Genomic DNA, 11,862 nt, shown 5'->3' on the forward strand with positions numbered 1-11,862 from the left:
GCCGTAAAGCTGCAGCCCCCGCCACGTATGGCTTCGCAGCAACCTCCTGAATTCCAAGGAATGCCCTACTGTAACGTTCGGGTTTTTCTTGATTGCCATCAAGCAGGTTTCGATAGCCCCCTTCTTAAACTGGCCACGCCAAGCCATGAGGAGGCGACCATGTCCGAGACCTTCACCAAAGGTATGGCCAGGAATATTTACTTCGGAGGAAGCGTGTTCTTCTTCCTGGTGTTCCTGGGCCTTACTTACCACACAGAGCAGACTTTCCCCGAGCGCACCAACGAATCGGAATTGACCGAAGCGGTAGTACGCGGCAAGGAAGTTTGGGAAAACAACAACTGCATTGGCTGCCACAGCCTGCTCGGCGAGGGCGCCTACTTCGCGCCGGAACTAGGCAACGTGTTTGTCCGCCGTGGCGGCGAGGAGACCTTCAAGCCCTTCCTGCATGCCTGGATGAAGGCTCAGCCACTCGGAGCGCCCGGCCGCCGTGCGATGCCGCAATTCAATCTCAGCGAGCAGCAAGTTGACGATATGGCGGAGTTCCTCAAGTGGACTTCGAAGATCGACACCAATGACTGGCCGCCGAACAAGGAGGGTTGAGTGATGGACGTCTTTGTTTCCGAATCCATAGAGGGGGCCACGAGATGAGCAGTTTCAATCCGCATCTCAAATTCCAATCGCAGGCCGTTGCCAAACCCTACTTCGTGTTTGCGCTCATCCTGTTCGTCGGTCAGGTGTTGTTCGGTCTGATCATGGCATTGCAGTACGTGGTGGGCGATTTCCTGTTCCCACTGCTGCCGTTCAACGTGGCGCGGATGGTTCACACCAACCTGCTGATCGTCTGGCTGTTGTTTGGCTTCATGGGGGCGGCTTACTACCTCATTCCCGAAGAATCGGACTGTGAGCTACATAGTCCGAAACTGGCCATCATTCTGTTCTGGGTGTTCGCCGCCGCCGGTGTGCTGACCATTCTCGGTTATCTGTTCGTGCCCTACGCGGCTCTGGCAGAAATGACCAGAAACGACCTGTTACCGACCATGGGACGAGAGTTCTTGGAACAGCCTACGATCACCAAGATCGGTATCGTGGTGGTCGCCCTGGGCTTCCTCTACAACATCGGCATGACCATGCTCAAGGGTCGCAAGACCGTGGTCAGCACGGTGATGATGACCGGTCTGATCGGCCTCGCAGTGTTCTTCCTGTTCGCTTTCTATAACCCGGAAAACCTTTCGCGCGACAAGTTCTACTGGTGGTTCGTCGTGCACCTGTGGGTAGAAGGTGTTTGGGAACTGATCATGGGTGCGATGCTGGCCTTCGTCCTGATCAAGATCACCGGCGTGGACCGCGAAGTAGTCGAGAAGTGGCTGTACGTGATCATCGCCATGGCCCTGATCACCGGCATCATCGGTACCGGTCACCACTTCTTCTGGATCGGTGCGCCGACTGTGTGGTTGTGGGTGGGATCGATCTTCTCCGCCCTTGAGCCGCTACCGTTCTTCGCCATGGTGCTGTTCGCGCTGAACATGGTGAACCGTCGCCGCCGCGACCATCCGAACAAGGCCGCCGCGCTGTGGGCCATCGGTACTACCGTGACTGCGTTCCTCGGTGCTGGCGTGTGGGGTTTCATGCACACCCTTGCCCCGGTGAACTACTACACCCATGGCTCGCAGCTGACCGCCGCCCACGGCCACCTGGCCTTCTACGGCGCCTATGCAATGATCGTGATGACCATGATCAGCTACGCCATGCCGCGTCTGCGTGGTCTGGGTGAAGCGCCTGATGCTCGTGCACAGCGTATTGAAATCTGGGGCTTCTGGCTGATGACGGTATCGATGATCGCCATCACCCTGTTCCTCACCGCTGCTGGTGTCGTGCAGATCTGGCTGCAACGGATTCCTGCCGATGGTGCCGCCATGTCGTTCATGAACACCGCTGACCAACTGGCCATTTTCTTCTGGCTGCGCTTGATCGCCGGGGTGTTCTTCCTGATCGGCCTGGTCTGCTACCTGTACAGCTTCCGCCAGCGCGGTCGGGTACCGGTTGTAGCAGCAGCCCCTGCTGCGGCCTGAGATAAATTGCAATGAGGATCAACGGCCCGGCTGGTAACAGCGGGCCGTTTTGCTTTTTCAGTGCCAGAACGGAGTAAGCGCCATGGCTTTTACCATCGAAGTGGAAGAGTGGGTCGGCAGTGTCTGGCACCGCTTCATCACCCGTCGCGCCAGCCCGGATTTCCCCGAGGCACGGGTTGATCTGGAGAGCATGCAGCGCTCGCTGTCACTGATGTTCCGCGCTATGGGTGGGGCCAGCGGTGTCGGCGTCGAAGCCGCCAGCGCGCGGGATCTGGTGCTGCGGCGCAACCTGCTGCAACAAGTGGCCGGTACCTGCATGCAACTGCCGGTGGCCTGGTGCGACAGCAGTAACCTACGGCTTCCACAAAGCCTTGCGGTGTACCCGGAAGTCTCGCTCAATCAGGATCTTTATCGCTGGCTGGCGCTGATCGCAGCGCAGGCCAGTCAGATGCGCCACTGGGCACGCGACAATCAGCGCTGGACACAGACGCTGCTCGACCAGTTTCCGGCCATGCGCCCGCGATATCAGCGTCTGGTGGAGGCACACCTTCAGTTGCGCCCGGATCCAAAACAATTGCCCAAGGCTGAGGCTGCGCTGGAAGTAGCGCTTTGTCAGGCCCTGCGCGAGCCTGGCAGCGTCACCCAGTTCCCACGTAGCGAGCGCGCCCCTTGGCCATTGCCGTTGTGGCTCTACCCGGCGGAAAACCTTGGTGAGCCCCAGGCCGTCTATCGAGCCGAGGAGGGCGAAGGGAATCTGGAAACCCCGCCTAGCGGTGAGTCCCGCCAGCGCAAGCGTGCCCGGCGCGTCGACGATAGTTCCAGCAAGGGCGGCCTGTTGCTGTTCCGACTGGAAAACCTGTTCAGCTGGTCCGAGCATGTCGAGCTGGATCGCTGCGAAGACGATACCGAAGATCTGGATGCGGCCCGCGTCGCCGAGGACCTGGATGAACTGGCGTTGTCGCGCCAGCGCATGCGTCAGGGGGGCGGCCTGAAGCTCGATCTGGACCTGCCTGCCGCAGACTTCGACGATGTCCCGTTGGGGGAGGGCATCAAACTGCCCGAATGGGACTATCGCAAACAGTGCTTGCAGAAGGACTTCGTCAATCTGCAGATGATGTTGCCTTGCGGTTCCGAACCCAAGCCGTTGCCGCTGCGCCTGTCGCCGCTGGCAAGGCGTTTGCGCCGTCAGTTCGAGCATTTGCGCAACGACCGCCAGTGGTTGCGTCAGCAACCTCAGGGCTCGGAGCTGGACATGCAGGCCTGGCTGGACTTTTACGTCGAGCGACAGAACGGCCAGTGCGTCGAGCGCGGACTGTTCATGGAGCAGCGGCAGAGCCGCCGTGATCTGGCCTGTCTGCTACTGGCCGATCTATCCATGTCCACCGATGCGCATCTGGATAACGAGCATCGGGTGATCGACGTGGTCATCGACAGCCTGCTGCTATTCGGTGAGGCACTGTCGGCGGTCGGCGATCCGTTCGCGCTTTATGGCTTTTCGTCACTGCGTCGTCAGCAAGTGCGTATGCAGGAACTCAAGAGTTTCCGCCAGCCCTATGGCGATGAGACCCGTGGTCGAATCCAGGCGCTCAAGCCCGGTTACTACACCCGCATGGGCGCTGCCATCCGCCAGGCCACCGAGCTGCTCGGCAACTGCAAGCAGCGGCGCAAGCTGCTGTTGTTGGTGACCGACGGCAAGCCGAACGACCTGGATCTCTACGAAGGCCGTTACGGTGTCGAAGACACCCGTCAGGCTGTCATGGAGGCGCGCAAGCAGGGTCTGCTGCCGTTCTGCATCACTATCGACCGTGAGGCCGGCGATTACCTGCCGTACATGTTCGGCGCCAATGGCTACACCCTGATCAAGGAACCGCAACAGCTCCCATTCCGTCTGCCGCAGCTGTACAAACAGCTGACCCAGCCGTAACGGCGCCCGATGCCTCAACGCATACCGTAGGGCGGGCTTCAGCCCGCCATTTTTGGACGGTACTGGGTTGCGATCTTGCGTTGTAATCGGTCAGGTGGGGGCTTTTCGCTTCGGGGTTCTCTGGGAGAGCTGGCTCGTTTCGGGTTTCTGGTGGGCTGAAGCCCACCCTACGGTCCCGGCGAGCAGATCGCGACGTGGTTGCCTCTTTAGGTTATGCCGCCATGTACCTCGTGTGCGGGGGCTACGGCTCATCGCGAACCTGTAGGGCGGGCTTCAGGCATGTAGGGTGGATGTCGCTTTTCACATCCACCGTGCACACCGTTCGGTGGGTCGATGAAGCGTGATCCACCCTACGGACTGCGGCCTCGTCGGGAAGGCCGTTAAAACAGATAGCGCGGCAACCATACGATCATCACCGCGCAGAAGACTGTGAGGCCGATGCAAAACCACAGGAAGCGCCGCTGCCGGCGTTCCGGAGCGCTGTCGGCGTGTTTCGGTAGCGGCATGCCGCAATTGCTGCACTCGGCTTCCTGTGGAGGGTTGTCCTGCTGGCAATACAGGCATCTGGGCATGGCGGCGCTCCTGTCGGTCGATACAGCCTGACACGGCGGGAAAACCGCGGGCTTTGACGACGATCAACTCACTCGAACTGCTCGAGCCGCTGGCGATCGAGGATGGTGATCTGCCGACCTTCCTGCGTGATGATGGCCTCGTCGATCAGGCGCCGGATGATCCGCGAGAAGGTTTCCGGCTGGATCGACAGGTGCCCGGCTACCAGCTGCTTGGCCATCGGCAGCTCGAAGCTGTTGCTGCCATCCTTTACTCGCGCCAACTGAGTCAGCAGATAACGCACGACACGGTGGGTGGCGTTCTTCAGCGAAAGCGTTTCGATCTCGTTGATGCGTTGGTGCAGGCGCACGCAGAGCTTGCCGAGCAGGGCGAAGGTGAGGCGTTGATTGGCTTCCAGCAGGCGCATGTAGGCGGTATTGGAGAAGCGATAGACCTGCGATGGGCAGACCGCCTGGGCCGAGGCCACGTAATTGGGGGTGTCCATCAGCATCATGGCTTCGGCGAAGGTCTGGCGGTTGCCAATGACCTCGAAGACCTTTTCCTGGCCGTCTGGTGTCAGGCGGTAGACCTTCACTGCGCCGGAGATGACGAAGTAGAAGTGGTGTGCCGGTTCACCCTGATGGAACAGGTTGTCACCCTTGTCCAGGTTGAGCAGTTGGCTGGCATTGAGCAGTTCTTCCATCTGCTCTTCGTTCAGTGGTTCGAACAGGTGATGGCTGCGGAGGATCTGGTGGTGTACGCGGTGAAGCACCATGCAAGGCGTCCTGTTTCAATTGAACAATGACAACAACATCAGGCTTCAGCCTAGCGCATGTAGTGTCGATGAAGCAGGCCAGACCTTGATGATCGTCAAGGTCTGGACAATGTAGGGCTGGAGTCTGACGTGCGATCAGTGCAAATGGGCGACGAAACCGTCACGCCAGACCGGCTCGGCGAACATCTGCGGATAGCGCTCAAGCGTTTCGACGATGCGCTGTAGGCCCTGCTCGCGCTGGTCGAGCTCGGACAGCGCCTCGGCGCCCTTGAGCAGATCGATCAGCAGGCCGTGCAGGGCGTTATCTGCCGCTTTCGGGAGCTGGCAATTGGCGATGAGGTAGCTGGTTGCGCCTTCCACATCGCGCTGCAAGGTGACCGCTGCCTCGTCGCTGAGTGGTTCGGCCGGATTGGCCGGGATGCTCCGTTGTACCGCTTCGTGAATGCGCGTCATGCCCTCGCGCAAGGCCGCATCGGTGGCCCAGCGCTCGCTCGGCACTGCGCTTGCCTCGGTTGCCGGTTGTGCATGGTGGCCATGGTCGTGAGTGGTGGCTGCCTGTGCCGAACTGACGACCATGGTCAGAGCGAAGTTGCTGGCCAGGGCGATGATCGAGGCCATCGCCACGCCCCAGGCTACTGGCTGCAGATACTGTTTCATGGGCGAATCTCCACGTTTGCTTCAATGCCCTGGGTGCTTTGTGCCGGCATAGGCGCCTCGGCATTGCGAAACAGCACGTTGTTTTCCAGATGAATGTGCTGCATCAGATCGCCGCGCATTTCCTCCAGGCCGCGATACAGCGCGCGCCATGTATTGCAGGCGTTGGCCGGCGGGGTGATGTCGTTGGTCAGCGCCGCCAGTTGCTCCAGCGCGTTGCCGTGCTCTTGATGCTCGTAGCGCATCACCGAGATCGGCCCTTGCGCCTGGGGAAAGCGCATGCCGCGTTGCAGCATGGGAAAGAGGATCTGCTCCTCCTTGAGCATGTGGCTCTCCAGTTCCTGTTGCATGTTCCACAGGTGTTCGGCGAGCCCATTGGGACATTCAGGGCGGCTGCCGTGTACATGCTCGACGCGGCTGGCCAGACGAATCAGCTCCGGGAACTGATCGCGGTGCCGCTCATGAAAGCGCGCCAGAATGTAATCGATCAGCTCAGCTGCTGGCGCTGTACGCCAATCCTTCTCCGAATCCTCTGGCTCCAGTGCGAGTAGTGCGCCAGCAATGATCTGCGGGTCGACATCTATCCGCCTTGCAGCCTCGCGCAGCGACAGGTCGCCACCGCAGCAGAAGTCCAGGCGAAACTGACGAAATACGCGTGTGGCACCGGGCACCGAACATGCGAGATTGCCGAGGGTGTGGTCGATAAGGTCGGTAGTCATGGCGGCGGTCCTGTTGGATATGCTCCTGTCCATCGCAACTGCCATGCCAGCCTTCGAGCCCGCGGAAACCGGCGACTGTGACACGCTGCTGGTAGAAATTACCCATCGCGGTTATGGTGTTTAAAACCATGAGGGTATCCATGACCATGATGGCTGATGCGCTGCTTGCCGACTTGACTACCGAATTACCTAACGCCGTGCGTCTGCAGCGCCTGGTGCACACCCTCCACCAGCATTTCCATTGCGGCGCGGTGGTGTTGCTTCGTCTCGATGGGGACAGCCTGCGACCTCTGGCAGCAGTGGGGCTGGTACAGGAGGCGCTTGGTCGGCGTTTCGTGATTGCTCAACATCCGCGGCTGGCGGCGATTCTTTCGCAGCGCGACCCGACCTGGTTCGAGCCGGACAGTCGCTTGCCGGATCCGTATGACGGTCTGCTCGATGCGCATATCGGCGAACCGTTGCCGGTGCATGACTGCATGGGCGTCAGTCTGTACGTCGAGGGCAAGCTATGGGGTGCCTTGACCCTCGATGCCTTGCACGCCGGTACCTTCGATGACGACGCTCGGCTCGACCTGCAGCGCTACACCCTGGTGATCGAAGCAGCAGTGCGGGTGACTCGTCTGGAGCACGAGAACCGCGGCCTGCGTCTGGCGCGCAGCGATGTACTGGAAACCACGCTCGATCATGGTGACGGTGAGATTCTCGGCCAGAGCGACGTGATCCGCGAGCTGTTGCGTGAACTGCAGGTGGTGGCGGACTCCGAGCTGCCTGTGTTGTTGCTTGGAGAGACCGGTGTCGGCAAGGAGTTGTTTGCACGCTGGTTGCATCGGCATTCGCGGCGACGCAATAAGCCGCTGGTGCACGTCAATTGCGCAGCGCTGCCTGAGTCCCTGGCCGAAAGCGAGCTGTTCGGCCACGTCAAGGGCGCCTTCTCCGGGGCTACCACGGACCGACCGGGTCGTTTCGACGCTGCCAATGGCGGCACGCTGCTGCTCGACGAGGTTGGCGAGCTACCGCTGACCGTGCAGGCCAAACTGCTACGCACGCTGCAGAATGGCGAGATCCAGCGCCTGGGAACCGACAAGCCGCGGCAGGTCGACGTGCGCATTATTGCCGCGACCAATCGCAACCTGCGTGAAAGCGTGCGCGACGGACATTTCCGCGCCGATCTCTATCATCGCCTGTCGGTCTATCCTGCACCGATTCCGCCGCTGCGCGAGCGCGGCAATGACGTACTGATCCTCGCCGGCCATTTTCTCGAGCTCAATCGTGCGCGTTTGGGGCTGCGCAGCATGCGTCTGTCACCCGCCTCCGAGCGAGCCCTGCTCGGTTACGCCTGGCCGGGCAACGTGCGTGAACTGGAGCACGTCGTCAGCCGCGCGGCGTTGCGTCTGCTCAGCCGTGGCGCGTCGCGTAGCGAGATTCTCACCCTCGAGCCGGATCTGCTGGATCTGGACAGCCATGCTGCGGGCATGCAGCCGACTCACGTGGTCGAGGAGCCGGTGCCGACCGAGGAAGTAATGCCCCTGAGGCAAAGCGTTGAAGCCGCGCAACGGCGAGCCATCATCCGCGCACTGGAAGCCAGTGGTGAAAACTGGGCACAGGCCGCACGCCTGCTCGATCTCGACTCAAGCAATCTGCACAAGCTGGCGCGGCGACTGAAGCTGAAGTAGCGCCCGTCGGCCGGCGAGAGTCGCGCACGGCCCACGATGGTCTAACCTCAAATCATCAACCGAGGAGAGCCCAATGGCCCTGGATCAGAACGAATTCGAGGCGCTGCTGAGCGAGGCACAAACCTTCGCCGAGCGGGCCGCCAGCGAAAATAATCCGCTGCACTACCGTGATGCCTTTGCTGCCAGCCTCAAGGCCATACGCCTGCTCGGCGAGGAGTCGGGGGCGTGGCGCCAGATGGTCGCCCGCGCCACCGAGGAGTTCCAGGGCGACGAAGGCATTTGAGCTCGCTCTCCCGCTAGCGATCCGATCGTTGGCGGGACCTTTCTGCTGCATTTCGTCGCACTCGTGACCTCCGATCATTCTTGACCCCTATCAATGCTGGCCACTGGTCAGCTGCCTAGACTGCCGGCTGTTTTCCGTTCAGCCGAACGACCGCCACGCCACCGATGCGTGGCGCGCATGTACCCGAATGTCTAGGAGTTGTCATGCACCTGGTCTGCCCGGCAGGAAGCCTGCCCGCGCTCAAAGCTGCCGTCCAGCAGGGCGCCGATGCCATCTACGTCGGTTTTCGCGACGACACCAACGCCCGCCATTTCGCCGGTCTCAATCTCGATGAGAAGCAGCTCGACAAGGGCCTGCAGCTGATTCGCGAAAAGGGCCGCCAGCTGTATATCGCCGTCAATACCTATGCCCAGCCCGATGGTTGGAACCGCTGGCAGCGCGCAGTCGATCAGGCCGCCGACATGGGCGTCGATGCGTTGATCGCGGCCGACCCCGGTGTGCTCGGCTACGCCAGCAAGCGTCATCCCAAACTCAATCTGCATCTGTCGGTACAGGGCTCGGCTACCAATGCCGCGGCGCTGGCGTTCTATCAGGAGCGCTACGGCATCAACCGCGCGGTGCTGCCGCGGGTACTTTCGCTAAAGCAGGTCAAGCAGGTCGCGGCGAGCAGCCCGGTGCCGATCGAGGTGTTCGCCTTCGGCAGCCTGTGCATCATGGCCGAGGGCCGCTGCCATCTGTCGTCCTACCTGACAGGCGAATCGCCGAATCTCTGTGGCGTCTGCTCGCCGGCCAAGGCGGTACGTTGGAGCGAGGAGCCGGAGGGACTCACCTCACGGCTGAACAACGTACTGATCGACCGCTACGCCGAAGGCGAGTCGGCCGGCTACCCGACGCTGTGCAAGGGCCGCTTCATGGTCAATGGCCAACGCTTCCATGCGCTGGAAGAGCCCACCAGCCTTAACACCCTTGACCTGATCCCCGAGCTCGCCGCCATCGGCGTGACCGCCATGAAGATCGAGGGCCGCCAGCGCAGCCCTGCCTACGTCGAGCAGGTCACCCGCGTCTGGCGCGCCGCACTGGACAGCTACCTGAAAGCACCGCAGCGCTATGCGGTCGAACCCGGCTGGCGGCAAGTGCTCGATGGGCTTTCCGAAGGCTCGCAGACCACCCTGGGTGCCTATCACCGGGCCTGGCAATGAATGAGGAGTCACCCATGAAACTTTCTCTGGGTCCGGTGCTGTTCTACTGGGATCGCCAGCAGACGCTGGACTTCTACGCCAACATGGCCAGCCAACCGCTGGACGTGATCTATCTCGGCGAAACCGTCTGCTCCAAGCGCCGCGCACTGATGCTCGACGACTGGCTCGGCCTGGCCCGCGATCTCGCGGAGGCGTCTTCAGCGCAGTTGGTGCTGTCCGGCCTGACTTTGGTCGAGGCGGCCTCCGAGCTGTCCAGCCTGCGTCGCCTGTGCGACAACGGCGAACTGCTGGTTGAAGCCAACGATATGGGCGCCGTGCAGCTGATGTCCGAGCGCAAGCTGCCCTTCGTCGGCGGGCCGGCACTGAATCTGTACAACGGATATGCCCTGGCCGAGCTGGTGACCAGCGGCATGACCCGCTGGGTGCCCCCGGTGGAGGCTTCCGGCGCGCTGATCAAGAGCGCGCGAGCACAGATGCTGGAGCTGAACGTTCCACTGCCGGAAATCGAGATATTCGCCTACGGCCATTTGCCGCTGGCCTATTCGGCACGCTGCTTCACCGCTCGCGCGGAGAACCGGCCCAAGGACGACTGTCAGTTCTGCTGCCAGAACTACCCCGAAGGCATTCCGCTGCTGAGCCAGGAGGGCGAGGCGCTGTTCACCATCAATGGCATCCAGACGATGTCCGCAGCAGTCAGCAATCTGCTTGCAGACTACGCAGGCCTGGTCGATAGCGGTGCCGACCTGCTGCGCCTGAGTCCTCGTGCTGCCGGTATGGAAGAGGTTGTCGGTGCCTTCGATGCGGTGCGTAAAGGCGCATTGCCGCCGCTGGCGGTGGATGGCTGCAATGGCTATTGGCATGGTCAGCCCGGCATGCTGCGTGCTGAGGAGGCAGGGTTATGCTGAATCCGCGTGCTCATCTGGTAAGTCTCGGCGGGCGGCTTTTGCCTCTCGCGGCCAAGACGCCATTCCTGCTGCAGCGCCTGGCACTGGAGCGCAGCCTCAATCAGGTGTTCGCCGAGGCGCTGAGCGACGGTGCCTTCGAGGTGCTCGATGGTCATTGGATGAAACTGGAAGTCGCCGACCTCGGACTCGCCTGGTGTCTGACCTGCGAGCGCGAGCAGCTGCGTATTGCGGCTCAAGCGCCGGTGGAGGTGACCATTCGCGGCAACTGGCGCGAGTTTCTGTTGCTGGCCAGCCGTCAGGAAGATCCGGATACGCTGTTCTTTCGCCGCCGGCTGGTGATCGAGGGTGATACCGAGCTGGGCTTGTCGATCAAGAACCTGATAGACAGCCTCGACCCCGATACCCTGCCGAGTTGGCTGTGGAAACTGCTGCAGGGTGCTGGCGAGGAAGTCGCCGCCGCCGGCCGAGCAAAGACGGCCAGGGCGTAACAGAGCGGCTGACCGCTGCGGATGGGCAGCTCTTCCGTGGTTGACGTGTTGGGTGAAAGTCCTCGGATGGCCTATCCCGGTGGGCTTCAGCCCACCAGAAAAGGCCGCATATGTCTTCGGGCTGGCTGAGCGCATCGAGCCGCCGTTCAACCCGCCGATTAGCTCAGCCCGTGCGCATCTGCATCCGATCACTGGCAATGATGTCCTTCATGTCCTCGAACAGCGCAGCGATCTCTTCTTCGCTGCAGTCTTCGCGGTAGCGCTTGCGCAGGCCGTAGCTGCTGAGGGTGATGTGCACGTCCGGGGTGACGCCATGCTGCGCCAGGCATGCGCGGGCGCAGTGCATCGGGCAACCGTCGATGGCGAGAATGGGGCGGCCGGAATTGGCCTTTTTTACCAGCGCCGCGACTCGCCCGCCGACACCGGCAATGCAGGACATTTCCGCAAGCCCGGCACGGTCGAGCCGAACTGCCAGGGTATTGGCCATCTGCGCGACGTTCGAGCAGCCGGAACATGAATAGACCAAGGGCACGGGCGTGGTGGTGATCATCGTGTTTTCCTGGCGGTGGCGTGGCGCGGGTCATTCTCCAAGGCGGGCAGGCGCCCGGCTTTGATGGCAATCAA

At 61.7% G+C, this 11,862-nt stretch carries 13 protein-coding genes; 8 read left to right on the forward strand and 5 right to left on the reverse strand.

Going from position 1 to position 11,862, the window contains the following annotated elements; translation table 11 throughout:
* The first annotated feature begins 159 nt into the window (after positions 1 to 159).
* From CXK91_RS12390 to CXK91_RS12400, 3 genes are all read left to right on the forward strand, one after another.
* The gene (locus tag CXK91_RS12390; RefSeq protein ID WP_103456354.1) at positions 160 to 600 is read left to right on the forward strand and encodes a c-type cytochrome; all 441 of its coding nucleotides are present in this window, start codon (positions 160 to 162) and stop codon (positions 598 to 600) included.
* A 44-nt stretch (positions 601 to 644) separates the two neighbouring features.
* Complete coding sequence (locus CXK91_RS12395) at positions 645 to 2,069, forward strand: cbb3-type cytochrome c oxidase subunit I (protein WP_103456356.1); 1,425 nt, start codon at positions 645 to 647, stop codon at positions 2,067 to 2,069.
* Positions 2,070 to 2,151: 82 nt separating this feature from the next.
* Positions 2,152 to 3,993 (forward strand): nitric oxide reductase activation protein NorD, encoded by a 1,842-nt coding sequence (locus CXK91_RS12400; RefSeq protein ID WP_103456358.1) that lies wholly within the window; start codon positions 2,152 to 2,154, stop codon positions 3,991 to 3,993.
* Between the two features lie 380 nt (positions 3,994 to 4,373).
* On the opposite strand, the gene CXK91_RS12405 is transcribed toward CXK91_RS12400, so the two are convergent.
* The 4 genes from CXK91_RS12405 to ytfE form a co-directional block, all read right to left on the reverse strand.
* Positions 4,374 to 4,565, reverse strand: coding sequence for a DnrP protein (locus CXK91_RS12405; RefSeq protein WP_103456360.1), 192 nt, complete (start codon positions 4,563 to 4,565; stop codon positions 4,374 to 4,376).
* A gap of 68 nt (positions 4,566 to 4,633) precedes the next feature.
* A complete protein-coding gene (locus tag CXK91_RS12410; RefSeq protein WP_103456362.1) occupies positions 4,634 to 5,317 on the reverse strand; it encodes a Crp/Fnr family transcriptional regulator in 684 nt (227 codons plus the stop codon).
* A 135-nt stretch (positions 5,318 to 5,452) separates the two neighbouring features.
* Positions 5,453 to 5,974 (reverse strand): DnrO protein, encoded by a 522-nt coding sequence (locus tag CXK91_RS12415; RefSeq protein WP_103456364.1) that lies wholly within the window; start codon positions 5,972 to 5,974, stop codon positions 5,453 to 5,455.
* Positions 5,971 to 6,690, reverse strand: coding sequence for an iron-sulfur cluster repair protein YtfE (ytfE, locus tag CXK91_RS12420; RefSeq protein ID WP_103456366.1), 720 nt, complete (start codon positions 6,688 to 6,690; stop codon positions 5,971 to 5,973). The genes CXK91_RS12415 and ytfE overlap by 4 nt, the downstream gene beginning before the upstream one ends.
* Before the next feature lie 146 nt (positions 6,691 to 6,836).
* On the opposite strand from ytfE, the gene norR reads away from it, so the two are divergent.
* From norR to ubiT, 5 genes are all read left to right on the forward strand, one after another.
* Positions 6,837 to 8,363, forward strand: coding sequence for a nitric oxide reductase transcriptional regulator NorR (gene norR, locus CXK91_RS12425; RefSeq protein ID WP_103456495.1), 1,527 nt, complete (start codon positions 6,837 to 6,839; stop codon positions 8,361 to 8,363).
* Between the two features lie 73 nt (positions 8,364 to 8,436).
* Positions 8,437 to 8,646, forward strand: a complete 210-nt coding sequence (locus tag CXK91_RS12430; RefSeq protein ID WP_003279694.1) for a hypothetical protein — start codon at positions 8,437 to 8,439, stop codon at positions 8,644 to 8,646.
* Positions 8,647 to 8,849: 203 nt separating this feature from the next.
* Entirely contained in the window at positions 8,850 to 9,845 is a 996-nt protein-coding gene (gene ubiU, locus CXK91_RS12435) for a ubiquinone anaerobic biosynthesis protein UbiU (RefSeq protein ID WP_103456375.1), read from the forward strand.
* A gap of 14 nt (positions 9,846 to 9,859) precedes the next feature.
* Positions 9,860 to 10,750 carry a U32 family peptidase gene (locus CXK91_RS12440; RefSeq protein WP_103456377.1) on the forward strand — a complete coding sequence of 297 codons (891 nt, stop codon included), beginning with the start codon at positions 9,860 to 9,862 and terminating at the stop codon, positions 10,748 to 10,750.
* The gene (gene ubiT, locus CXK91_RS12445; protein WP_103456379.1) at positions 10,744 to 11,238 is read left to right on the forward strand and encodes a ubiquinone anaerobic biosynthesis accessory factor UbiT; all 495 of its coding nucleotides are present in this window, start codon (positions 10,744 to 10,746) and stop codon (positions 11,236 to 11,238) included. The genes CXK91_RS12440 and ubiT overlap by 7 nt, the downstream gene beginning before the upstream one ends.
* A 163-nt stretch (positions 11,239 to 11,401) precedes the next feature.
* Here the strand turns inward: ubiT and CXK91_RS12450 are convergent, their stop codons facing one another.
* Positions 11,402 to 11,788 (reverse strand): putative zinc-binding protein, encoded by a 387-nt coding sequence (locus CXK91_RS12450; RefSeq protein WP_103456381.1) that lies wholly within the window; start codon positions 11,786 to 11,788, stop codon positions 11,402 to 11,404.
* Between the last annotated feature and the right edge of the window lie 74 nt (positions 11,789 to 11,862).

Origin of the sequence: Stutzerimonas stutzeri (assembly GCF_002909485.1) — a bacterium.
Lineage (GTDB): Bacteria > Pseudomonadota > Gammaproteobacteria > Pseudomonadales > Pseudomonadaceae > Stutzerimonas > Stutzerimonas stutzeri_AH.

Bases quoted from the DNA above. Each gene is read 5' to 3' on its own strand.
- CXK91_RS12405 (WP_103456360.1), bottom strand. From the start codon at position 4,565: ATGCCCAGATGCCTGTATTGCCAGCAGGACAACCCTCCACAGGAAGCC.
- ytfE (WP_103456366.1), bottom strand. From the start codon at position 6,690: ATGACTACCGACCTTATCGACCACACCCTCGGCAATCTCGCATGTTCG.
- ubiT (WP_103456379.1), top strand. From the start codon at position 10,744: ATGCTGAATCCGCGTGCTCATCTGGTAAGTCTCGGCGGGCGGCTTTTG.
- CXK91_RS12450 (WP_103456381.1), bottom strand. From the start codon at position 11,788: ATGATCACCACCACGCCCGTGCCCTTGGTCTATTCATGTTCCGGCTGC.
- CXK91_RS12430 (WP_003279694.1), top strand. From the start codon at position 8,437: ATGGCCCTGGATCAGAACGAATTCGAGGCGCTGCTGAGCGAGGCACAA.
- norR (WP_103456495.1), top strand. From the start codon at position 6,837: ATGATGGCTGATGCGCTGCTTGCCGACTTGACTACCGAATTACCTAAC.
- CXK91_RS12390 (WP_103456354.1), top strand. From the start codon at position 160: ATGTCCGAGACCTTCACCAAAGGTATGGCCAGGAATATTTACTTCGGA.
- CXK91_RS12415 (WP_103456364.1), bottom strand. From the start codon at position 5,974: ATGAAACAGTATCTGCAGCCAGTAGCCTGGGGCGTGGCGATGGCCTCG.
- CXK91_RS12410 (WP_103456362.1), bottom strand. From the start codon at position 5,317: ATGGTGCTTCACCGCGTACACCACCAGATCCTCCGCAGCCATCACCTG.
- CXK91_RS12440 (WP_103456377.1), top strand. From the start codon at position 9,860: ATGAAACTTTCTCTGGGTCCGGTGCTGTTCTACTGGGATCGCCAGCAG.
- CXK91_RS12400 (WP_103456358.1), top strand. From the start codon at position 2,152: ATGGCTTTTACCATCGAAGTGGAAGAGTGGGTCGGCAGTGTCTGGCAC.
- ubiU (WP_103456375.1), top strand. From the start codon at position 8,850: ATGCACCTGGTCTGCCCGGCAGGAAGCCTGCCCGCGCTCAAAGCTGCC.
- CXK91_RS12395 (WP_103456356.1), top strand. From the start codon at position 645: ATGAGCAGTTTCAATCCGCATCTCAAATTCCAATCGCAGGCCGTTGCC.